The sequence below is a fragment of the Muribaculum sp. NM65_B17 genome (assembly GCF_004793735.1).
Classification (GTDB): domain Bacteria; phylum Bacteroidota; class Bacteroidia; order Bacteroidales; family Muribaculaceae; genus Muribaculum; species Muribaculum gordoncarteri.
On the sequence record NZ_SRYY01000003.1, the window covers coordinates 136,416 to 160,744 of the forward strand.

Consider the following 24,329-nt stretch of genomic DNA (forward strand, 5'->3'; position numbering starts at 1 on the left):
GATTATATATTGTTGAGCAAGGTGTCGGCATCGACCTCCTTGGTGGTGAAACCGATGCTGCGCAGGTGGTCCCAATATTCGGGATAGGACTTGGTAACTACATCGGCGTTACGTATTATGAGTCCGGGAATGTATAGTGCCACCGGGGCGAATGCCATAGCCATGCGATGATCCTGATAGGTGTCTATGACAACAGGGTGTGATGTGTCGACAGGGCATCTCGCGCCCTCCCATTCAAGGGCGTTGTCGTCGACTATGTCGATGACAAACGACAGCTTGCGCAACTCGTCGCGCAGGGCGGTTAGGCGGTCGGTTTCCTTTATCTTCAATGTCGACAGTCCGGTGATGTGGAAGGGCAGTCCCAGCATCGCGCAGGTCACAACCACTGTCTGAGCAAGGTCGGGCTGCTCGCTCATGTCGAGCGTGATGCGTGGCGTGAGGTCGGGCGACGGCATAAGTTCCATAACGTCACCGTCCCACTCCGAGTTGACTCCGAGTCCGGTAAAGAAGTCGGCAACGTGACTGTCGCCCTGCAGGCTGTTGCTTGACAATCCTCTCAACGAGAGGTCGCCCGATGAGAGTGCTTCGATTTCATACCAGTAGGAGGCAGCCGACCAGTCGGCCTCGACTTTGAAGTCGACGGGTGTGTAGTGTTGAGGCTCTACCGTTATCACATTGTCGGTAAAGTCGCTGTCGACGCCCCATTCCTTCATGAGTCCGAGCGTCATCTTGATATAGGGCAGCGACACTATGCCATCGGTTAGCGTCAGCTTTAGGCCGTGTTCCATCAGCGGTGCTGTCATGAGCAACGCCGATACATATTGCGAGCTGACCGATGCCGGCAGCGTTATGTCGCCTCCCGCCAGTCGGCATCCGTGGATTTTCAATGGAGGATAACCCTCCTTGTCCACATACTCGATCGATGCTCCGCACTGGCGGAGTGCGTCGACAAGCAGTGCTATGGGACGGTTGCACATTCGTTCCGTACCGGTTATCGTCACGGTGCGTCCGGGTTGCATCGCGAAGTAGGCGGTGAGAAACCTCATGGCGGTACCTGCGGCACCGATGTTGACTTCATCGGATGTCTGCGACAGGGCAGTGAGCATCACGGCGGTGTCGTCACATTCGGCCGTTCGCTCGATTCGGCCACGGTTGCCCGTGAGCGCATTCAGTATAAGCACTCGGTTGCTGATGCTCTTGGATAGCGGAAGGTCGATTATGCCTTCAGGCATCTCTTCGGGAGGAAATATGCAGTAGTCCATTTTGCGGGATTATTGATTTCGTTATAGATTGTTGTAGTCAGAATGTTGACGATTTCACCCATTGAAGCCATTGCTCGCGGTCGCCGTTGAATGTGTTGAGGTCGACTTCGGTGTCGCAGGCTTCGGTCCATCCCCAGTGGCTGTATTGCCATAGGGCCCAGTCGTTGTTGTCGTCGCCGAGTGGCGGGTCGGTGAATGAGCATATCCACAGGGGATAGTCGTCAAAACGGTCGCGGACAAATCGTTGGTATCCGTCCTTATTGGTATAAAACAGTATGGTTAGGCCGTTGATTTCGAGATAGTCGATCATTGCCTGTAGGCGTGTCACCACTTCATCGGTGTCAAGGTGCTTGGGATTGGTCCACTCCTCGAGGTCGATGGCTACAGGCAGGTCGATGGTCTTGCCGCGCAGGCTGTTGATGAGATTCATTGCCTGCATCTCGCCGTCGGTGTCGAAACGGAAGAAGTGGTAGGCTCCGATGTGGCTTATACCGGCTTTGCGTGCCTCGGTGTAATTGCGGTTGAATTTCGGGTCCTTGAATGTGGTGCCTTCGGTGGCCTTCAGCATCACGAAGTCGACCGAGTCGGCCTTCAGTCTGTTGAAGTCGATGTCGCCGTTATGTGACGACAGGTCTACCCCGAGAATGGGGTACTCGTCGCGTGACACATTGACAGCATGGGCAACTCCGCGTATCTTCACGAGATAGAGCATGATGCCCACCGAGGCTATCAGGGTCAGCGCAATCACCAATATTATAATCTTTGACTTCATCAGGTCACAAAATTACAAATAATAACGCTAAATGCGAAATTCATGTTATCCTCGTGCCGGCTTAGGGTTACACTTATTTTGGGGTCAGTTGTTGAAACTGTTGCGGTAGGTCTGCGGGGTCATGGAGGTGTGCTTGCGAAACAGTCGCGAGAAGTAGGAGTAGTCGTCATATCCGAGCGAATAGGCAATGTCCTTTATCGAGGTGTTTTCGGTGGCGAGCATAAGCTGTGCCTTTATCAGCTTCCTGTTGATGATGAATTGTCCCGGGGTACATCCGAGTTCCTGCTTGAACAGCTTTATGAAGTGGTCGCGCGACAGGCAAGCCTCTCTTGCGAGTGTTTCAATTGATATAGGTTCGTTGATGTTTTCGTTGAGGTACTCGAGGGCGAGCTTTATGCGCTTGTCCGATGCTTCGTATTTAGGTCGTGCGTGACGCATGAACCGTGACATAAGCTGCAATATTATCCCCATCGACTCCATGCGGTCAAACAGCGGGCGTTCGCGATTTAGTCTTACGCACTCGATTAGGGAGTGCTTGTTGTCGTAGATTCGCGGGTCGACATTCTTCAACACCATCGATGTGTTGTGCTCGCAGATGCTTTTAAAGAGCTCAAGCTCTATAGGTGAGGCTTCAAGTTCGGTGGGGAAGTCGAAGTTTTCGATTATGCTTACTCCCGATGACGAGTCCTCATACACGTGTATGTAATAGTGCTTGAACAGCGATGTACACACATTGGTGTGGAGCGTGAATGCAGGGATGATGTAGAGGTGGTGGGGACGCAGTCGCACCCGGCCGTTGGGGAGAATCAGTTCGGCGTTACCTTCGGTCACATAGTAGAGGCGTGTGAACGGGCTGCTCACATCCTTGAAGTTCCAGTCGGCGTTGTGCAGGGCGTGACCCACATTAAGCATCAACAGGTTCGGTCTGACATTTATCGCACTCATAGCATAATACTGTATATTGACGCAAAATAAATGAATATTTTTCTATCGACAAAGGTTAAAGTGTGACATATATCGATTTTGTCCTACTATTATCGCGATATTTTCACTTCAATTAAATGCAATAGTGTATAATTTTGCCATGAATCGAAATCAATACCTTACCAACATGAATTATTGCAAATGTCTTCTTGCAGCGCTGCTCATCCCTGCAGCGGCTTTGAGTCAGAATTATGAAGTCCCGGTGTCGGAGGCCCAGGAGCCGATGATGAAGGGAAAATATGATGCCACATGGGAATCATTGTCGCAATATGAAGTGCCCGAATGGTTCCGTGACGCAAAGTTTGGAATATGGGCCCATTGGGGGCCTCAGTGTGTTGAGGGTTCGGGCGATTGGATGGCCCGGTCAATGTATATAGAGGGTTCCAATGAATATAAGCATCATGTGGCCAACTACGGACACCCGTCGGAAGTAGGCTTCAAGGACATCCTTCCACTTTTCAAAGCCGAGAAGTGGGATCCCGACTACCTTGTAGGGTTGTATAAGAAGATAGGTGCCAAGTATTTCTTTGCACTCGGCAACCATCATGACAACTTCGACCTCTGGGACAGCCAATATCAGGAGTGGAACTCCAAGGCAATCGGGCCGAAGCGTGACCTGCTCGCCGGGTGGGCCGAGGCTTGCCGCAAGCATGGATTGAAATTTGGCGTAAGCCTGCATGCCGACCATGCCTGGTCATGGTATGAACCTTCGCGACGCTATGACCGTAACGGCGACAAGGCCGGTGTGCCCTACGACGGACGCATGACTAAGGAGGATGGCAAAGGCAAATGGTGGGAGGGCCTCGACCCGCAGAATCTATATGCCCAGAACCACCCCGACAGCTACGGCTCATGGAGCGACGGCATGATTCACCGTCAGTGGGCGTGGGGCAACGGTGTCGCCGTGCCTACTGTGGAATATTGCACCAATTTCTACAACCGCACGCTCGATGTAATCAACCGTTACAACCCCGACTTGCTCTATTTCGATGTCACGGGTGTGCCGTTCTATCCCATAAGCGATGCCGGACTTAAAATTGCCGCCCATTTTTATAATCACAACTCGGCCACACATCCCAACGATTTTTCGGCTGTAATGTTTGGCAAGATACTGAACGACACGCAGAAGGAAGCTCTCGTGTGGGATGTTGAGCGTGGCGCCCCCAACAACATTCCCGAAAAGCCGTGGCAGACATGCTCCTGCATAGGCGGATGGCACTACAACACCGATATTTATAAGAACAATTGGTATAAGTCGGCTGCTTCGGTGGTGAAACTCCTTGTCGATGTTGTGAGCAAGAACGGTAATCTGCTATTGAGTATCCCTCTTCGTGCCGACGGCACATTTGACGAGAAGGAGGAGGAAATCATAAACGGCATAGGTGATTGGATGGCTGTGAACAGCGAGTGCATCTACTCGACCCGTCCGTGGCACATATTCGGCGAAGGCCCTATTGCCGAGTCGGACATTGCCATAAACGCCCAGGGTTTCAACGAGGGATCCTATACGGCGGCCACATCCAAGGAGATACGCTTCACCCAGACTCCCAAGCATCTTTATGCCATAGCGCTGGCGTGGCCCGACGACAACATGGTGCACATCAAGGCTCTTGCCGACGGGTCGGAGTATCATAAAGGCCGAATAAAGAGCGTTGAGCTGCTGGGATATGGAAAGGTGAAATTCACCCGCACCGCCGACGGCCTTACCGTTAATCTCCCTGCCGATGCCAAGCGCAGCGTCGCTCCCGTGCTGCGTATAAAGAAGTAAAAAGATTAATTGTTAATTGTCATGTCAGTGAAATCGATTGGTGGGCAATCGGCTCATCCTACATATTTCCCCTGCCAAATCAGGAATCTTATTGTCGTTGTGTTAATGGGCGTATTGTCAAACATGATTGATTTGATGGCTGTTAATCCCAATATTAATCCTCCGTCACCGATTGGGCCTGTGCCTAATGAAAATCAGATGAAGTGGCAGGATTTGGAGATGTATGCGTTTATACATTACTCGTTGAATACTTATACCGATCAGGAATGGGGATTTGGCGATGAATCGCCTGACTTGTTTAATCCCTCCGATCTTGATTGCCGCCAATGGGTTAAGGTGTGTAAACAGGCAGGCATGAGCGGTATAATTTTTACAGCAAAGCATCATTGCGGTTTCTGTATGTGGCCGTCGGACTTTACCGATTATTCAGTAAAGAATTCGCCATGGAAGAACGGTAAAGGAGATGTAGTGCGAGAGCTTGCCGATGCTTGTCGAGAAGAGGGGTTGAAATTTGCGGTATATTTGTCACCGTGGGATAGAAATCATCCTAAATACGGCGATAAGGAATATATTGATTATTTCCGAAATCAATTGCGTGAACTGTTGACAAATTATGGAGAAATTTTTGAAGTTTGGTTTGATGGCGCAAATGGAGGTGACGGATGGTATGGCGGGGCTAATGAAATAAGAACCATTGACCGCACTACCTACTATCAATGGCCTGAAACCTATAAGTTGATACGTGAACTTCAGCCTGAAACCGTAATATGGAATGACGGTGGTGATCGCGGCGATTTGCGATGGGTGGGTACCGAAGCCGGAAATGTAGGAGAAACCAACTGGAGTCTGCTTTACAAAACGGGGGATACTTCCTATCCAATGCTCCATTATGGCTTGGAAAACGGTGACGCATGGGTGCCGGCTGAAACCAATACGAGTATACGCCCGGGATGGTTTTATCATGAACCGGAGAATGAGCATGTGAAAAGTTTGTCAAAGCTGATGGATACCTATTATAAATCGGTTGGGCGTAATTCTACACTGTTATTGAATTTCCCTATAGCACCCAACGGAAGGATTCATCCTAATGACAGCCTGCGCGGAATTGCATTCTCAAATATGATAAAAAAAGTGTTTGAGTGCAATCTTGTCAAGAATAGCTGTGTTAAAGCATCTAATGTCAGAGGCAATAGCCCCATGTATCAAGCCGACAATGTAATAGATGATGATGAGTCTACTTATTGGTCAACTGATGATGACATATCCACAGGTTCTTTGACTTTTGATTTTGACAAGCCTACATCATTCAACCGTTTTCTTGTGGAAGAGAATATAAAACTCGGACAGAGAGTTAAGAAGTTTTCGATAGAAGCATGTGTCGATGGCAAATGGCTGGCACTGACTGATGAACTCGCGGGAAACGGTGATGGATTGACGACTATAGGACACAGGCGAATCGTTTGTTTCCCGACAGTCACGGCTACTGCATTACGATTTAATGTCGATGATAGCAAAGCGTCGCCGGTTATATCAAAAGTAGGGGTGTTCCTTGCTCCGGAACTGACTCCCGATATACCTGATTCGGGAGAGAAGCGTTCATCGGCATTGCGTATATTTTTCAGCTCTCCAACGCAAATGCTTATAGAACTTGACAAGGCCCAGAAACTTACCGCTTTCAGGTATGAGCCACCACAAAATTCAAAGAGCGGAACAATAACTCACTATGCACTTTATTCATCAACCGATTGGACCAACTGGACGGAGCTTGCTTCAGGAGAGTTTTCCAATATTGTCAACAATCCTATATGGCAAACTATTAAGTTTGATCCTGTAGATGCAAGGATTATCAAGTTTGATGCGATAAGATTGTATGAAGGCGATCGTATGGCATATTCCGATATTGAATTGGTGGGTGAAACGCAGGAAGATTAAAAAGGAGTGATATGAATAGTGTTTTGTTGTGATAAAAAATCGCTTAGTTGGGATGCATAATGAAAAAATTGTGTAAATTTGAGGATTATGCTATAACCAATCAATCGATATGATATTATGACAAGGAGTTTTGTATCGGCGGTCGTCTTGTCGGCGTTCATGATTGTGTCGTGCTTTTCGGCAAGCGCACAGTCGATAATTGAGGTTACCGGTTCGGCTACGATTAATGTCGTGCCCGACCGGATTACCGTTGAAATAGGCATGGAGGAGTATTTCATCCCCGATGAGAATAATCCCGGCGACAGCGTTATTGTGGGAATCAAAGCTGTGGAGCGGGCTGTAATGAAGACTCTTTTAGGAGCGGGAGTGCCCGATTCGATGATAAATGTTTCCGATATGGGAAATTATCGCGACCGCCGCTCGACGAGTGAGTTCCTTATGGCCAAGAGGCTGTCGGCCGTCGTGACCAACATAGGTCAGCTTGACAATATCGCACGAAGAGTTGACCGCAAGGGGATAACGAGTTTCAATATCTCGAAAATCGACAACTCCGACATGGGGCGATATAACCGTCAGGGACTGAAATCGGCTCTTGACGCCGCTCGTGAAAAGGCCGAATTCATCGCGGCCAACGAGGGACTGGTCATTGTCAAGCCTGTGGAAATCGTGGAGAACAGCTCGGGCTACAATGAAGGCTCAATGTTCAGTAATGTCGCCTACGGCGGCGGTTCCGGCATGGACGGTATGCGTCGCATCGTGCGCCGTTACAGCGTTACGGTTAAGTATCAGTTCTCCGACAAAAAATCCCGATAATCAATAAAACCCATGAATCAACATTCATCAATGATGAAACACTTGAAAAAATTGTTGGCGGCAGCTTGTCTGTCGGCCGTCGTTTCAGGCTTTGCTGCCGATTATGTACCGTCGCCCGAAATAAAGAAAGCACAGGCCCAGTTTGAGGATGCCCGGTTCGGGATATTTCTCCATTGGGGACTTTACAGCATGTTTGCACAAGGAGAGTGGTATCTCAACTACGGAGTGAATGCCGAGGAGTATGCCAAGTCGGCACGGGCTTTTTATCCTGCCGATTTTGATGCTGCTGCCTGGGTGAGTGCCATAAAGGCTGCCGGTGCCAAATATATATGTATAACATCGCGTCATCACGACGGATTTTCGATGTGGGGCACGAAGCAGTCGCCTTATAACATTGTCGATGCCACGCCGTTTGGGCGCGATGTGCTGAAGGAGCTTGCCGACGAGTGCCACCGTCAGGGCGTAAGGCTCCACTTCTACTACTCCCACATCGACTGGACGCGTGAGGATTATCCTCAAGGACGCACAGGTCACGACACAGGACGTGACTCTACAAAGGTCGATTGGCCGGGATATTACGATTTCATGAACGCTCAGCTCACCGAGCTGCTCACCAATTACGGCGAGATTGGCGCAATATGGTTTGACGGATGGTGGGACCATGACGAGGATACGGTGCCGTTTGACTGGCAGCTCGACGAACAGTATGCGCTGATACACCGCCTGCAACCGTCGTGTCTTATTGGTAACAATCACCATCAGTCGCCCTATCCCGGCGAGGACATTCAGATATTTGAGCGTGACCTTCCGGGCGAGAACACCGCCGGACTGTCGGGTCAGGAGGTGTCGAGGCTGCCACTTGAAACGTGTCAGACCATGAACGGAATGTGGGGATACAAGATAAAGGATCAGGACTATAAATCGGTTAAGGAGCTTGTGCACTATCTTGTAAAGGCAGCCGGAATGGGTGCCAACCTGCTCCTGAACATAGGCCCTCAGCCCAATGGCGAACTTCCGGCGGCCGCTCTCGACCGACTGAAAGGCATAGGCGAGTGGATGAACCGTTACGGAGAAACATTCTACGGCACAAAGGCGGGTGACTTCCCGGCACAGGAGTGGGGCACCACCACCCGTAAGGGCGACCGCCTCTTTGTGCATATACTCAACGCCAAGAGCAATGAGATAGAGCTTCCATTGACCTGCAAGGTGAAAAAGGCGTTTACCTACGACGGCAAGAAGCCAGTGAAAACCGTGAAGACACCCGGCGGCATCAAGCTTGTGCTCGATGAGGTGCCCGATGGCATCGACCATATAGTTGAACTGCAAACATCGGGACGGTGATGCTTGAGGTGTGTGTGACCACTCCCGAGGGAGCGTGTGCGGCCGCCGAGGGCGGAGCAGGACGCGTGGAGTTGTGCTCGGCGCTCGGCGAGGGCGGCGTAACTCCGTCGTGGGGATTGATGCGACAGGTGCGTCAGGTGCCGGGATTGAGGATGCATGTGCTCATAAGGCCGAGAGGCGGCGACTTTGTCTACAGCCGGGCCGAGGTGGAGTGCATGATCGACGACATAAAGGCGGCCGCCGAGTGCGGTGCCGACGGAGTTGTGACAGGTGCGTTGCTGCCGACCGGCGACATAGACATGGATGTGTGTCGCAGGCTTGTTGAGGCCGCAGCCGGGATGTCGGTTACGTTTCATCGTGCATTTGACCTGTGTCGCGACCCTTTCAAGGCGTTGGACGACATAATGGCTCTCGGGTGCGACCGGCTGTTGACTTCGGGGTGCGCGTCGTCGGCATTGGCGGGCTCAGGACTTATTGCCGATTTGCGCATACGTGCCGCAGGCCGGCTCACGCTGTTGCCCGGCGGTGGAGTCAATCCCGGAAATGCGGCCGAGATCATGCTTCTTACGGGTTGCCGTGAACTGCATGCATCGGCACGTTCAAGTCTTGCCAGTGTCATGACCTACCGCCGCGACGGAGTAGCCATGGGTGCTCCGGGCAGCGATGAATATTGTCGTCTTGAAACCTCGGCCGAAATTGTGAGGGGTATAGTCAAGGCGATGAACGATAATGTTGTGTAATGAATAAAATCAAAAACATATAAATAGTTATGTCATCAAACAACCGACATTACATAATTCTGTTACTATGGGCCGTGTTGACTGCGTGTAATGCAGTAGCGACTCAGCAGTCGACCGTAAAGCGCGATTTTGAGGCGCGAAAGGAGGCTTTGAATCTGCCCGGTTATTACACGATATTTGACCGTCAGCTCGATGACGACAGGCGTGAGGCTCTTGAGTTTCTCTACGCTTACATGCCGTTGCCCGACCTGACCGACTACACGGGCGACTTCTATCTTGAGAATGTTGATTGCTCGCTTCGTGCCCGCAAGGAGATGCCTTGGGGCGCTTCGGTTCCCGATCGCGAATGGCGTCACTTTGTGTTGCCCGTGCGGGTAAACAACGAGAATCTCGACAGCAGCCGCATGGTGTTCTACAACGAATTGCGCGACAGGGTGAAGGGACTGTCGATGCGTGACGCAGTGCTTGAAGTTAATCACTGGTGTCATGAGAAAGTGACCTATCAGCCGTCGGACAGCAGGACAAGTTCGCCGCTTGCAAGCATTAAGTCGGCCTACGGTCGATGCGGTGAGGAGTCGACATTCACTGTCGCCGCGTTGAGGGCGGTAGGCATTCCGGCTCGACAGGTCTACACCCCGCGTTGGGCTCACACCGACGATAATCATGCCTGGGTCGAGGCTTGGGTTGACGGACGATGGTATTTTCTCGGAGCGTGTGAACCTGAAGCGGTGCTGAATCTCGGATGGTTCAATGCCCCGGCATCGCGTGGAATGTTGATGAATACAAAGACATTCGGACGATATGACGGCCCTGAACAGCAATTGGCTCAATCGCCATGCTACACTGAGATAAATGTCACGGCCAACTATGCTCCGGTCGATTCGGTGATGGTGACCGTTGTCGATAGTGACGGCAATCAGGCGGCAGGGGCACGCGTTGATTATAAGCTGTATAACTATGCCGAGTTTTACTCCATAGCTTCACGCCGTGCCGATGAAAAAGGCAAGTCAACCTTGACAACCGGGCGTGGCGACCTGCTCGTGTGGGCGACCGACGGAGAGAGTTTCGGATTCAAGAAATGCACCGTGGGCAAGGATCGTGAGATAGTCGTGACGCTCGACCACCGCATGCCCGTGAATGAAGCGATCGAGCTTGACATAGTGCCGCCGGTGCAGGCTGTGGCGTTGCCTGAAGTGACGCCTGAACAGGCTCGGGAGAACGACAGGCGCAAAGCGCAGGAGGATTCGCTGCGCGGGGCCTATATGGCTACGTTCTTTACGCCTGAACGTGGAGCCGGGTTTGCTCGCTCGGTGGGCCTTGACACGGCGGCTGTGGCTAAGGTTCTCGTGGATTCGAGGGGCAACCACGATGTCGTCACACAATTTCTCTCGGAGGTTTCCACTGCCGACCGTGAACGCGCATTGCGGCTTCTGCAGGTGGTTTCCGACAAGGACCGCCGTGACATAACGCTTGATGTGCTGCGTGACCACCTTGCGACTCCGGTTATCGACAGTAAGCTATATGACGAGTATGTGATGAATCCGCGCGTGGCCAATGAGATGCTTACTCCCTATAAGGCTTTTTTCCGCAAAGTGATTCCGGCCGACAAGCGTGAGCGTTATCGTGACAATCCGCAGGAGTGGGTAGCATGGTGTGCCGACAGCATCGCGATAGACCGTGACTGGAATCCACAGAATCTTGCTATGGCTCCTGCGTCAGTGTGGACATCACGCATCACCGATGCACGTTCGCGCAACATATTCTTCGTGGCCGCGTCACGCAGCATGGGGTTGCCGGCGCGAATCGACCCCGTGACCGAAAAGACTCAGTATGCTGCACCCGACGGACGGTGGATTGACGCCGACTTTACCGAGCCTCTTGACATGGCTGTAGCTCCGCAGGGAACACTCAGAATCGACTTTACACCACAGGGGCGCATAACCGATCCACAATATTATTCCCACTTCACGTTGTCGCGCATCGTCAACGGCGTGCCGGTGCTGCTTAACTATCCCGAGGATGCTACATGGAGCAGCACGTTTGCCAAGCCGTTGAAAATCGATGCCGGACAATACATGATGACAAGCGGTCAGCGCATGGCCGACGGAAGCGTGCTCGCCTACACCTGCTTCTTCAATGTTGAGGAGGGTGAAACGGCGACTCCTAAGCTTGTCATGCGACAGGATGCCTCGGGGGTGCAGGTGATAGGCAGTTTTAACTCCGAAAACATATATCACGACTCGGCAAGCGGCGACGACAAGTCGATTCTGTCGACTACCGGACGCGGATACTATGTACTCGGACTTTTGTCGCCCAATCACGAGCCGACTGTTCATGCGCTCAATGACATATCGCTCATGCGTGACGAACTGGAGAAATGGGGAGGTTCGATTGTGCTGCTGTTCAATGACAGTGACGATGCATCGCGCATGAAGCTCGACCGTTTCAAGAATCTGCCGGCGACCGTGACATTCGGAAACGACATCGACGGCAACATATCACGCGAGATAATCGAGGGTATGGAGCTGCCTACGGGCGACCGTCCCATATTCATAATCGCCGACACGTTCAACCGCATAGTATTTTTGTCGCAAGGATATACAATAGGCCTCGGCGAGCAACTCGTTGATATACTGCATCGTATCGGACGAAATTGACGACGCGTGAAAAATTTTTCAAAAAAGTCAATCATTCAGTGAACTTTTAATGCCGGTTAAGCATTATAAGAGCACATAGCAAAATTACTTTTTCCATTGCAAGAAATGTGATAATGATTGGTTTAAAAGCATATCGGGTTGCCGTGAGGCAATCCGATTTTGTTTTATCCCCCCGGAAGCAACCGGTAGAGGGCTACTCTTCTTCGTAGTAATAGGAGTAGTCGATGCCTTTCGTAAACATCTCGCGGTCGTTGATTTTGTCGGTCAACGCCACTTTCAGCAGCGCTTTGATGTGAGATGAGTCGACAACGCTCTCGCGCATCGCAGTGAGATACTCATTTTTATCTATTCGGCTCCAGTCAACGCAGCGTTTCAACGAATGTTTCAGCATCAGGTCAAGCCAAATGCGCATGCTGCGTCCGTTGCCTTCCATGAATGGATGCACAACATTCATCTCGACATACCTGTCGGCTATCTCATCGAGTGTGGTTTCGGGCATGCGTTCAATCGTCGGGATGACAGTAGGGAAAAGCATGCAGTTGGCAAAAGTAAAGCCTCCCTTCGATATATTTTTGTCCCTTATCTGTCCGGCAAAATCATAGAGGCCGCCAAACAAGTAAGCGTGAATCTGCTGTAGACACTTCATGCTGCCCGGTGCAAGAGAATTGAGCAAATCGCTCTCAAACAGGGTGTATGCCTTTTTGCGGCTCTGCCCGTCAATAGTGTTGTCGCTGTAAGTGAACCAATCGAGAACGCCAATAGTTGCCGGCCTTCGTATAGACAGGCTCGTCATTGATGGCGCGCACGATGTCAGTAGCCGAAAACCACTTGGGGCAGAGTTGCACGTGCTTGAGTGGGATGACGCTCGCGATTATGTAAATTTTTTTGGCCGTTTTTCTACTTGGTATTCATGGCGTTATTGATTGCAATGTTAAAAAATTTAATCGCTCAGTGAACTTTTAATGTCGGTTAAGCATTATAAGAGTACATAGCAAAATTACTTTTTCCATTGCAAGAAATGTGATAATGATTGGTTTAAAAGAATACCGGGTTGCCGTGAGGCAATCCGGTTTTGTTTTGCCTCTCGGCTACTATCATGCCGTTGTTTATATTGCCCGGTCTAATGATTTTGACTATATTTGTAATATCCCCGGATTCGGTGGCTTATTACGCCTGAAAATTTAAACCCAATTAACCAAAACCAATATGATGGAGAAAATTATTTTGCCTGCCATGCTGCTTGCTGCAGCTGTTGCGGTTGCTGAAAATCCGGTCGTACAGACCTGTTTCACAACCGACCCCGCACCGATGGTGTACAATGACACTCTTTATCTCTACACCGGTCACGACGAGGCCGGAGCCGACTTCTTCTGGATGCAGGAGTGGCGCGTCTATTCCACTGCCGACATGGTCAACTGGACCGACCACGGTTCGCCGCTCGCCATTGAGGATTTCTCGTGGGGCGATGACCGCGCATGGGCTCCGCAGTGTGTCGAGCGTAACGGAAAATTCTATTTCTATGTACCCTTGCACTCCAAGGTGAGCGGAACTATGGCTATAGGTGTCGCTGTCGGTGACAGCCCCGTGGGCCCGTTTAAGGATGCGCTCGGAAAGCCGTTATATGACGGTAGTTGGGATCACATAGACCCCACGGTATTTGTGGATGATGACGGACGCGCCTACATATATTGGGGTAATCCCAACATCTATTATGCCGAACTTAACGATGACATGATTTCGTTTAAGAGCGAGGTGAAGGTGCTTGAGCAGACCGAGGATAGCTTCGGTGCCCCGTCGCCCAAAAATCGCGTGAAGGGCAAGAAGTACAAGGACACCTACACCGAAGGCCCGTGGTTCTATAAACGCGGCGACAAGTACTACCTGCTCTATGCCGCCGGAGGCGTTCCCGAACACATCGCTTACTCCATGAGCGACTCCCCCATGGGTCCGTGGAAATATATGGGCGAAATCATGCCGCTGCATGACACCGGTTCATTTACCAATCATTGCGGTGTGGCCGACTTCAAGGGCAACTCCTACTTCTTCTATCACACCGGCAAGCTGCCCGGAGGCGGCGGATTTGCCCGCAGTGCTGCAGTCGAGCAGTTCAAATACAATCCCGACGGTACTTTCCCCACCATCACTTCAACCGAAGAGGGTGTGGCTCCCGTTGGCCGACTGAATCCCTATCGTCGTGTCGAAGCCGAAACAATGGCCTTTTCGCGTGGCGTGACTACCGAGCCCAATGCCGCTACAGGCGTGTATGTGTCGGATATACATAACGGCGACTACATCAAGCTGCGTGAGGTCGATTTCGGCAACAAATCTCCGCGTGAGTTTGAAGTGAGCGCAGCGAGTGCATTGCGCGGCGGTGCCATTGAGGTGCGACTCGACAGCATCGAAGGCGAGGTCATAGCTCTCGTCGATGTCATCGGTACAGGCGGATGGGAGAACTGGAAGAAATTCTCGGCTCCGGTGAGCGGTTCACCCAAAGGTGTACACGACATCTACTTCACGTTCAAGGGCCGCAAGGGTCCGAAGCTCTTCACTCTCGATTGGTGGGAGTTTAAGTGATTTATCGCCCGTTGACTGAAAAAACAGATGCACCCCGAAGGTTGGAAAACGAAGCCTTCGGGGTGCAATCTTTTTATATTCAGGAGATAGTGTAGTTATTCATTTTCGTCGACGTCGCGCACGCAGCGTACGGGGCCTCCCACGGCACGGCGGGAGTAGCCGAAGCTTGTTTCAAACGGGTCGACTTCACCGGGAGTGTGGAGATGGAATATGTTCACGCGACCTCCTGCCGAGGCCGATGAAGTGTGATAGTTTCCACACATCCCGTTACGCCACGGGCGACCTCCGGCTGTGCGCAGTCCCTGACTCGGGAAGTACACCCACTTGCCCTTTTTCCACTCCTGGACATACATCCTGAAGCCTCGATAGCTTGCGTTGTCGCTGGTGTGCACGGAGTTTATGTTTCCATAGGCGCCACCGGTGGCATTCCTTCCGTTTTTGGTAAATCCGAGCCACATGTCGCCCGGAGGCACCATCCATCCTGCCGGACACGGGTCGAAGATGGATTTTTCGGTTGCTCCGTTGTCCGAGAGCACACATCCGGTAGTAACTTCATATTTCTTGGCATTTGAGTAGGGCTTGCCTCCCCAAAGGAGATCATTGTGTCCCCAGAACCAGTCGCCGTCGTTGTTGCAAGTCGATGCATCTGATGGGTTGGAGGCTCCTGATTTTACCGGACTTATGAAGTGGGTGGGATGTTCGATTGCATAGGCTATTGTGCCGGTGGTGGCGCTTGTCTGCTCGGTGCTGAACAATTCGGTCGTGTGTACGGCTCCGGTGGTGTTCATGTCTATTTTAGCGTTATTGTTGTCACGCAGGTCACCCACGTTGCCGCGGCTGTATTGGTAATAATCCACATTATAGTCTAAATTCCCAATCGGGAACGGATCCTTGCGTCCCCATTGATACACGGTTCCGTAAGTCTTTAAGCCGTAATCGTTGGCATTGCCCGACTTCGCTCCGAGATTGCACTTCATCAATGAGCGGCCTTTAACGGAGCGCTTGTCGTTGGTGGTGATGATGCTGCCTGTTTTACCGTCGGCACTTCCGGTCCATCCGAAAGTGTAGTAGGGTACAGCCTCGTCGAGGTTGGCCGGCTTGTCGTTGTTGACCCAGATGTGCCATGACCACAGGATTTTGTTTGACGAGTTGTAGGCTGCTATGACAGCATTACCCACGGCGGAGCCTGTCTTTACATGCACACGGTCGTATTGGTCGAGCCACACACGGTCGCCATTGCGGTTGTCGCCTATTACATTCACATATTGCCACAGGATTTTCACATAAGCTATCTTCTTTGCCGGAACTTTCTTGTTTACGTAGTCGGAGTATTTCCAGCCACCGCCCGTTTCGGTGCGGGTGTAAGGGTCAAACATGATTTCGTTGTTGGTGTTGACCACGAAGCAGTTGGCGGCAGCTGCAAGCACGCGGTCGTCACGTATTTCCGACTTCAGATTGAGCGTGATGTTGTAGTTGTGGTTGCGGCGCACGTTGAAGTCATTTGTGTCGTTTTCTCCGAGATAGATCGTGTAGAGGAAGTTGGAGCCGTTGGATCTCGATGTGACGAAAAGCTGCACATACAGGGCCTTCTCGGGTGCTCCGTTGTTCTTTGCCTTGGGATCGGTGTTGGTAGTCGTGCCGCGACGGTTGGCTGGCATGTAGAAAGTGTAGACCTCGCCCGACGCGAGCTTCTTGTCGAGAGTCACCGAGCGTGTTTCAAAGTCGTTGCCGACGGGATAGTTTTCCTCCTTGGGCGTTTCCTCCATGCGCATGGCAAGCGGCATGTTGTTGATTATGACACGTGTCACGATGAGGCTCTTGGCGGCTTCGGCCGTAACGTACTTGAAGCTTATCTTAGCCATCATTCGTGTCAGGTGAATGTCGATGGGGTGCAGGTCGGTTTCCTTTCTGATGGTTGACTCGACATGACCCTCCATGAGCAGTCGTTCATCCTTGCCCATTTCAACGTTATCCTCGGTAAAGGGATATTCGTAGGACACAAACTTCTCCAGTGTTGTAAAGTCCTTGTCCTGCGCCCACGTTTCGTCACCGGTGTTGGCCAGCACATACACGTGGCTGTTGTTGCCCTCGGCGAGGCGAATGTTTAACTTGCGTATCTCCGACGACTCTACCTTGTAGAATCGCGGGGCTATGAGCTGGTTGCCGTTTTCGTCATATTGGAATACCCAGATGTCGTTTATGGCCTCCTCGGCGGCCTTTTCGGGGTCGTCGGTTTCTTCATCGCCTTCGGCGCGTGAGGGTATGTCGTTGACGAGTGGCTTGCCTATTAACGACGGTTTCTCGACATGAAATCGCAACGGCACCTCGATTGTGGCGGCGCGGTCGCCCGGCTGAACCGACGGGTCGTCGACTTCGGCAATGTATTCGTTGTCGGAGCATGACACCGCTGCAATCAGCAGCAATGTCGATGCCGTAATGTCAATAAGTTTCCTGAGATAGCTCATTTCGGGTTAATTATTATTGAGAGGGGTGTTGTAGTAGCTTATTGTGTGACAATCAATCGTCGACATCGCGCACGCAACGCACGGGACCGGCAAATGCACGGCGTGTCGATTCATATCCTGTTTCAAACGGAAGGGCCGCCGATGCGTTGTGGATGTGGAAGCAGTTCACTGTACCGTTGGTACTCGGCGTCGATGTGTGGTAGTTGCCGCAGTTGCCGTTGCGGCGCAGTGTGCCGTTGCTGTTGCGGAATCCGTTGCTGGGGAAGTACACCGTCTTTCCGCTTTTCCATGCCTCCACATAGATTTTGTGTCCGTAGATTCCCGCCTGGAATGTGCCGTTGACGCGGCTGGTGGCGTTGGTGCCCCAACCGGAGTTCTTGCCGTCGACTGTGAATGAAAGCCACATGTCGGCCGGCGGAACCATCCATCCTGCGGGACACGGGTCGAAGAGCGACTTCTCGGTTGCGCCGTTGTCGCTCAGCCAGCCGTCGACTGCCATTGTGCCGCAATCGAGCCATGTCGAGCCTTTCGGGTGTACGAGAAACTTCTTTGTGGCTTGAGCGAAAGGCTTGCCTCCCCAAAGGCGGTCTTCACCGCCCCAGTACCAGTCGCCATTGTTAACCCATGTCTTGGGCTGGCGCCAGGTGTCGGTACTCATGGCTCCTGAAGAGGTTTCGGTATTGGTGGCACCGAGGAATATGGTGGGATGCTTAAGCGTATATTCGATTTTGCCTATCGTGGCATTGGTCTTCTGATAGTCAAACAGCTCGCCGCAATTTTCCTTGCCTCCGTCGGTGGTCATTTTTATTTCCTTATTGGAGTTGTCGGTTATCACTCCGATACTATTACTGTTGAACATGTATGCGCCCGAGTTGCAGTTGGTGATCTTCCACCCTATGGGGAACGGGTCCTTGCGTCCCCACTGGAATACGGCTCCGTAGCTGCTTGCACCGGTGGCCGATGCGCTGTGGGCTCCGATGTTGCACGACATGAGGGCTCTTCCCTTGACAACGCGTCCGGCGTCTTTCTTGATTCCACTGTTGTCCCATCCGAAGGTCTTGTAGGCTATGGCCTTGGATATTTCGGCGGGTTTCTCGTTGTTGACCCAGATGTGCCATGACCACACGATTTCGTTTGCGCTGTTGTAGCCGGCAATAACAGCATTGCCGTTGGTCTTGGCCGACTTCACGTGTATGCGGTCATACTCGTCCTTCCACACGCGACGCTTTGCGGGATCGGTCTGATTGGAGTTGTCGCCGATTACGTTCTGCTCCTGCCACAGTACTTTCACGGTTTCGATGCGCTTTGACGCCACTTTCTTGTTTACGTAGTCGGAGTATTTCCAGCCGCCGCCCGTTTCGGTGCGGTTGTAGGGGTCAAACATTATCTCCTCGTTGTGGCCGAGCACGAAGCAGTTGGCGGGTGCGGCGAGCACACGGTCGTCGCGGCCCTCCGAGTTTATCTTGAGCGTGATGTTGTAGTTGTGGTTGCGGCGCACGTTGTAGTCATTCGTGTCGTTTTCGCCAAGGTATATAGTGTAGAGGTAGTTTGAGCCGTTGGACTTCGATGATACGAATAGCTGTACGTACAGCGCTTTGTCGGGTGCGCCGTTGTTCTTTAGTTTCGGGTCGGTGTTGGACGATGTGCCGCGTCGGTTGGCGGGCATGTAGAATGTGTAGACCTTTCCCGACGAGAAGTTGTTGTCGAGAGTCACCGAGCGTGTTTCAAAGTCCTCGCCCGTGGGATAGTTCTCCTCCTTGGGCGTTTCCTCCATGCGCATGTTCATGGGCATGTTGTTGATGATGACGCGGTTTACCACCAGGCTGGCGGCTGCGGCTGCGGTCACATACTTGAAACTGATTTTGGCCATCATTCGTGTCAGGTGAATGTCGATGGGGTGCAGGTCGGTTTCCTTTCTGATTGTCGACTCTACATGGCCCTCCATGAGCAGTCGTTCATCCTCTCCCATCTCAACGTTATCCTCGGTAAAGGGATATTCGTAGGACACAAACTTTTCAACCGTTGTCAGGTCCTTCTCCTGCGCCCACGTTTCGTCGCCGGTGTTGGCCAGCACATAAACGTGGCTGTCGTTGCCCTCGGCGAGGCGTATGTTCAGCTTCCTGATCTCCGACGACTCAACCTTGTAGAATCGCGGTACTATGAGCTGATTGCCGTTTTCGTCATATTGGAATACCCAGATGTCGTTTATGGCCTCCTCGGCGGCCTTTTCGGGGTCGTCGGTGGTGTCGTCGCCTTCACCTTCGGCGCGTGAGGGTATGTCGTTGACGAGCGGCTTGCCTATTAACGACGGCTTTTCGACATGGAATCGCAACGGCACCTCGATAGTGGCGGCGCGGTCGCCCGGCTGAACGAACGGGTCGTCGACATCGATTTCGACGATGCTTTCATCAGAGCAGGAGGCAAGAGCCAGCATCCCTGCGGCAAACATAGCTATATGGCTGAATAGCTTCATTATCTGTATGCGAAAAAATAATAGAAAAGCTTCCCGGATTCCCGGAGAATCCGGGAAGCTGTCATCAACCGATTGTAAATTCAAGATTTGACGGTACTACCCAGGGGTCGACGATTATGTGGCCGACCTTGTCGGGGTATATCGTTATGAAAATCTGATATAAATGTCCTGCTTCAAGACCCTTGTATTCACCGGGCTTTAGAAGCTCCGACATCTCTATCGGATACCAGTCATACTCGACACTGCCTTTAAACAGCAGGCCTATTTCAAGGACTGCGTTGGCGTCGGTATAGTAGGTATAGAGTGAGGCAATAGGTGAGTCCTCCTTGACATTTTCGAGTATCCAGTCACTGAAAAGCTCGTTTTCGGTGACTACAGGTGTCATTTTGTCGGAAACATCGGAGAATTCTACTGTTACCGTATTGGTCGTTTCGTCGTTCGGATATGACAAGTCCCAATTGAGTTTCGTGTAGGCTTTTGAAACCCTTATGGCAGCGCCGGCTATGCGGCTTGTTTCCGAGGGCAGGCAGCGGGCGTGCAGATCCACTCTCGCCATGGGCGGAGCGAGCGGAATCTCGACATAGCTCGTCTTGCTGTCCTCTTCATCGGCTGCTACATTCACGATATTGTCATGTATCAGAACCATGCGATGGCTTGACTGGACGCTTTGAAGCACTTTGTCCGAAAATGATAGCGAAGATTTCAGCTCGGCGTAATACCTGTACACAGGCTTGATATTGCTCCACACCGTGTCGCCCTTGTAGGTCTTGACATTGCCGTACTCGTCGGTAATCGGCGTGTGGCAGTCGATGGCTACGCGGTCGCGGAGTATCTTGGGCGCGTTGGCCAGGACTACAATACGCTTTTTGCCTTCGGGAATACGCAGTGAAGCAACTCTCTTGTCAGGGTCAATCCTATCTCCGCCTTCATAGACGCCGTCCTCATCATATATGAGCACTATGCCCTCTTGGAGAGTGAGGTCGGAGTGGACATCTGATGTCGCATCCTCGCCTGCACGCGGACTGCGGGCCTCGATGGTTACGAAAAGGTCACCTTTGGGCTCCTCGGCGAGGGGTTCCTCTGAAGAGCACGCAGTGAGCATTGTCGCCATGATGCCGCCGGCCACGATAAGTATGTCATGCAGTTTTTGCAACATTTCTCTTTAGGGGTTAAATGCTCGGATAGATGGGTTTAGGCTTCCATCCGGGGAATCGGATTGAGATATTGGTGCCTGAAACTGAAATCAGGATGTCGACCACGGCCTCTTCCACTCCGGTGAGCCGGATATTGTTTGCTGAAATGTAACCTGCCAGGTCCACCGATGTGATGCGGTTGCCGGTGGCGGCGCTGCACACCTCGAGGGTGGCGCTTGTGTGCTCGTTGAAACGCGGAAGCCATGCCGATGCTTCAAGCATGGCGTTCTCACCTTCGGAAAATCCGAGTGTGTATATGCGTTGCGGACCGAGTATCTCGCCGCTGTTGGAAACTCCGGTGGCAAATTCACCGACTTTCAGCATAAAATCTGAGGCCGAAAACTCATCGCTCGTCGATTGGATATAGGCGTTCAGCGTCACGTGGACTGAATGCATGGGTGCTGTCCACTCATGGCGTCCGTCGACACTCTCGAGGTCGAAGTCGAGTTTACCGAGATAGAGCTTGTTGAATGTCTTGGGATTCTCCCCGGGAAGCACTACACGGCCGCCCGAAAGGGTTTCCTGGGACTCCAGCACGCAATCTCCGCCTAAATTTCCCCACGCTGTCAATGAGTAAGTGCCTGCCGATGGAAGACGCAGCTTCACGCCTTGAAATTCATCAAGGCGATTTTGGTCGAGCGTCGCCTGTGTCACTATCTCGCCTTCGCTGTCATAGATGCAGTAGGTAACCGAGGTGATGTATTCGGGGAACACATCCTTGTCACCGTCAGCAAGGTATTCAAACCGTATCACGGTGTTGTTGCATGCGCCTACATCGACTTCGGTGATGCAAGCCTGGCACAGGAGCGACAGGTACACTGTGACAAGGATTCGGGATAATACTTTTGACATGAGGCTAAGTTGTCGTGGTGATGATTAAATCTGCGGATATACCTTCTTGATGCTCCAGGCCTTGACTGTCACTGTGATGTTGACATTGATGTCGGTAGGCATGATGCGGTCCGAAAGGTTCTGAGTGGTGATTTCGAAGTTCTGTACCTGATAGATGTTGCCGTTGTAGAACTGTACGGGCTCGGCCTGAGTGTCGTGATAGTTCTCTACGAAACCGTTGATGTTGAGGTAGCGGATACCGGCCTTTTCGTCGGGAACGCCCTGCTCCTTGTCCCATGCGGTTACATCGCGCAAGTGGCGGTCGCCGTTCTCGTCCTTCAGGTAAACCTTCAGGTTGGAAACCTTTACGATAAGACGAAGTCCGTAGTGCTCGGTGTCGTTGCGGGGTTCATACTTTCCGAAGAAGGGGAATGCCCACACCTTGCCATCTTCCTCAGGATAGAAGGCTGTTACTTCGCGTGCGTCGTCGCCTTCACCCATTGTTTCCTTAACGGCCTTGATGTCGGTGTTGACGAGATAGGGATAGCCGGTGTAGAAGTTGATAAGCTCGGTTGCGGGGTCGGCGTTGTCATAGTCGGGTGATGCCCAGAATTCGCGGTTGGAAATCTGGCTTACATACATCTGCTTGTAGAAACCTGCCAGATAGATACCATCGACCTGATACTCTACAACATCGGGTCCCGGGGTAATCTTGGCGATTTCAAGACGGGCGCACATGGGGCGGAGCTCAAGTGTGGCGCTCATGGCGTTACCTCCGGTAACTTCGAGGGGCTTCATGTCGTAGAGGGCTACATGGCTCATGTTGTCCTTGTACTGGTTCTCAAGATAGATTATCTTGTTGAGGACATCGTTTTGGAAGCGGAGTGTACCGTTGTGGAACTCTTCGGGGCTGATTTCGTCCTCGGTTATGTTGGCTATGATGGCTACGTTGGTTACATCGCCGGGTATATCTTTGAAAGTCTTACCTTTGCGAAGCTCGTCAAGGAGAATCACGTGGTCGGTCTTGTCAAGCAATTTGGGGTCGGTCACGATTTCATAGTGCTTGCGGATAGCCGACTTGGGTGTTCCGAAGATGATGAAACCGTTGTGGAACTCGGTGATGTCAGACTCTAATTTAGGATCCTCTGTCATTCGAGATGATGGTCCGACTACATTCTCAAGTTTGATGAAAACACATCCTTCGGTAGATTCGCCTTCGATGTTTTCATCGTCCGATGAGCATGCGCTTAGTCCGAAGAGCACTGAACCGAGCGCTAACATAAACATAAATTTTTTCATAATTGGTTGATAATGATAAATGTTTTGAAGTATTTAAATATTTCGTATGTGATTTCGTAGCTGTAAAGGGTCGTGGAATCGGAATGCCGAAACCATTACCTTGACTGCCCGCAAAACGCTCTCGGCCTTCCGGTTAGAAACGCCAGGAGATGTTAAGGGCGAAGCCTGTGAGCTTGAATTGATTCTTGTCGATGCGCTGGCAAAGACAACGGTCGCCGGCATCGTTATAGACATATTTCTTGACCTCGGTCGAGCGATATCCCGCACGGATATTGAATTCTACGGCAAGACCTCTCCACACAGGGTAGAGATATCCGGCCGACAGACCGGCTCCCCAGAAGTGACCCGTGTATTTGCGTTCGGGATCGATGTCGTTGTAGTCGCCGAGCTGACCGTAGATTCCTCCGAAGAATCCTTGGAACGTAGCATCCTTGCGGAGCCAGTAGCGTGGTTCGACAATGTACGATGTGAATCCCTGGAATTTGTCGCCATGGGAATAGTGGTGTTCACTGTAGGCGGCCGAGAGCAACACCGAATATTGCTTCTTGAAATAAAACTCGCCATGCACATTGGATGCCCACGTGGTGTATTTAAGGTCAGGCATCACGCCTATCCATTCGAGCAGATTTGTCCCTACATTCCACTTTGGATACTTTACAATATCTCCCTGTTGCCTGTCCGCACTGCTGTCAACGGAAAGTATGCGCTCGTTGGTTCCCTGTTCGCGCAATTCACTTTCCGTGGCTCTTCCATTGTCGGATTGCACACCTGCCTCAACATTCACTGGCGCGATAACAACGCAAGCAAAACAAGAGGCAATTACCATTCTTCTTAAGAATGAACGATTAGTTCGCATAATGTTTTTGTTGTCTTTAATATTGTTCCTCTTTCCCGGGGTTGGAGTCACAATGTTAAAATTGTTTATCGATTCATGGCTACTCGCTTTCTGTGGTAGTCGATTATGGAAAAATTTTGGGCGCAAAGATATAATATTTGATGAAACGATAATTTCATTATCACGCATTTTTATTTCTTATCCCCCCCCATTTTAACATTATTTAAACTAATGTAGGTTGATAGCGCCGTCGCATTTGCTTGTTTTCAGTCGATAACTCCACCAAATGTTTACAATTTTTATCAACCGTCGATGGCATAATTGTTAAAATTTGTGGCATTAAATTGTCGTTATGCTCAACTCTTTCTTAACTTTGCACCTGAATGATGT

16 protein-coding genes and 1 pseudogene are annotated in these 24,329 nt (G+C 51.4%); 7 read left to right on the forward strand and 10 right to left on the reverse strand.

Going from position 1 to position 24,329, the window contains the following annotated elements; all coding sequences use genetic code 11:
• Positions 1-2: 2 nt before the first annotated feature.
• The 3 genes from E5354_RS05190 to E5354_RS05200 all read right to left on the reverse strand — a co-directional run bounded on the left by E5354_RS05190 (position 3) and on the right by E5354_RS05200 (position 2,979).
• Positions 3-1,262 carry a 3-phosphoshikimate 1-carboxyvinyltransferase gene (locus E5354_RS05190; RefSeq protein ID WP_135946663.1) on the reverse strand — a complete coding sequence of 420 codons (1,260 nt, stop codon included), beginning with the start codon at positions 1,260-1,262 and terminating at the stop codon, positions 3-5.
• Positions 1,263-1,299: 37 nt separating this feature from the next.
• Positions 1,300-2,034 (reverse strand): glycoside hydrolase family 25 protein, encoded by a 735-nt coding sequence (locus tag E5354_RS05195; RefSeq protein ID WP_123395519.1) that lies wholly within the window; start codon positions 2,032-2,034, stop codon positions 1,300-1,302.
• Between the two features lie 84 nt (positions 2,035-2,118).
• On the reverse strand, positions 2,119-2,979 hold the full coding sequence (locus E5354_RS05200; RefSeq protein WP_135946664.1) for an AraC family transcriptional regulator: 861 nt from the start codon (positions 2,977-2,979) through the stop codon (positions 2,119-2,121).
• Positions 2,980-3,145: 166 nt separating this feature from the next.
• Here E5354_RS05200 and E5354_RS05205 point away from each other — a divergent pair, with 166 nt between their 5' ends.
• The 6 genes from E5354_RS05205 (at position 3,146) to E5354_RS05230 (ending at position 12,269) form a co-directional block, all read left to right on the forward strand.
• Positions 3,146-4,786: an alpha-L-fucosidase gene (locus E5354_RS05205; RefSeq protein WP_135946665.1), complete on the forward strand. Its 1,641-nt coding sequence runs from the start codon at positions 3,146-3,148 to the stop codon at positions 4,784-4,786.
• A 21-nt stretch (positions 4,787-4,807) separates the two neighbouring features.
• Positions 4,808-6,718 carry an alpha-L-fucosidase gene (locus E5354_RS05210; RefSeq protein WP_210433134.1) on the forward strand — a complete coding sequence of 637 codons (1,911 nt, stop codon included), beginning with the start codon at positions 4,808-4,810 and terminating at the stop codon, positions 6,716-6,718.
• A 117-nt stretch (positions 6,719-6,835) separates the two neighbouring features.
• A complete protein-coding gene (locus tag E5354_RS05215; protein WP_135946666.1) occupies positions 6,836-7,531 on the forward strand; it encodes an SIMPL domain-containing protein in 696 nt (231 codons plus the stop codon).
• Positions 7,532-7,561: 30 nt separating this feature from the next.
• The gene (locus tag E5354_RS05220; protein WP_135946851.1) at positions 7,562-8,872 is read left to right on the forward strand and encodes an alpha-L-fucosidase; all 1,311 of its coding nucleotides are present in this window, start codon (positions 7,562-7,564) and stop codon (positions 8,870-8,872) included.
• Complete coding sequence (locus E5354_RS05225; RefSeq protein ID WP_135946667.1) at positions 8,872-9,612, forward strand: copper homeostasis protein CutC; 741 nt, start codon at positions 8,872-8,874, stop codon at positions 9,610-9,612. Before E5354_RS05220 ends, E5354_RS05225 begins: the two co-directional genes overlap by 1 nt.
• Before the next feature lie 29 nt (positions 9,613-9,641).
• Positions 9,642-12,269, forward strand: a complete 2,628-nt coding sequence (locus E5354_RS05230) for a transglutaminase-like domain-containing protein (protein ID WP_135946668.1) — start codon at positions 9,642-9,644, stop codon at positions 12,267-12,269.
• Between the two features lie 193 nt (positions 12,270-12,462).
• Here the strand turns inward: E5354_RS05230 and fic are convergent.
• Positions 12,463-13,096, reverse strand: a pseudogene (fic, locus tag E5354_RS05235) (protein adenylyltransferase Fic); the annotation flags it as partial.
• A 382-nt stretch (positions 13,097-13,478) separates the two neighbouring features.
• On the opposite strand from fic, the gene E5354_RS05240 reads away from it, so the two are divergent.
• Positions 13,479-14,843 carry a glycoside hydrolase family 43 protein gene (locus E5354_RS05240; protein WP_123395526.1) on the forward strand — a complete coding sequence of 455 codons (1,365 nt, stop codon included), beginning with the start codon at positions 13,479-13,481 and terminating at the stop codon, positions 14,841-14,843.
• Positions 14,844-14,938: 95 nt separating this feature from the next.
• On the opposite strand, the gene E5354_RS05245 is transcribed toward E5354_RS05240, so the two are convergent.
• From E5354_RS05245 to E5354_RS05270, 6 genes are all read right to left on the reverse strand, one after another.
• Positions 14,939-17,308 (reverse strand): fimbrial protein, encoded by a 2,370-nt coding sequence (locus E5354_RS05245; protein WP_135946669.1) that lies wholly within the window; start codon positions 17,306-17,308, stop codon positions 14,939-14,941.
• 52 nt (positions 17,309-17,360) lie between these two features.
• Positions 17,361-19,781, reverse strand: a complete 2,421-nt coding sequence (locus E5354_RS05250) for a fimbrial protein (RefSeq protein ID WP_135946670.1) — start codon at positions 19,779-19,781, stop codon at positions 17,361-17,363.
• Between the two features lie 64 nt (positions 19,782-19,845).
• Positions 19,846-20,937 carry a FimB/Mfa2 family fimbrial subunit gene (locus tag E5354_RS05255; protein ID WP_135946671.1) on the reverse strand — a complete coding sequence of 364 codons (1,092 nt, stop codon included), beginning with the start codon at positions 20,935-20,937 and terminating at the stop codon, positions 19,846-19,848.
• A 13-nt stretch (positions 20,938-20,950) separates the two neighbouring features.
• Positions 20,951-21,826, reverse strand: a complete 876-nt coding sequence (locus E5354_RS05260) for a FimB/Mfa2 family fimbrial subunit (RefSeq protein WP_135946672.1) — start codon at positions 21,824-21,826, stop codon at positions 20,951-20,953.
• A gap of 24 nt (positions 21,827-21,850) precedes the next feature.
• Positions 21,851-23,092 carry a hypothetical protein gene (locus E5354_RS05265; protein ID WP_135946673.1) on the reverse strand — a complete coding sequence of 414 codons (1,242 nt, stop codon included), beginning with the start codon at positions 23,090-23,092 and terminating at the stop codon, positions 21,851-21,853.
• 145 nt (positions 23,093-23,237) lie between these two features.
• On the reverse strand, positions 23,238-23,870 hold the full coding sequence (locus E5354_RS05270; RefSeq protein WP_168353832.1) for a DUF3575 domain-containing protein: 633 nt from the start codon (positions 23,868-23,870) through the stop codon (positions 23,238-23,240).
• Positions 23,871-24,329: the final 459 nt, after the last annotated feature.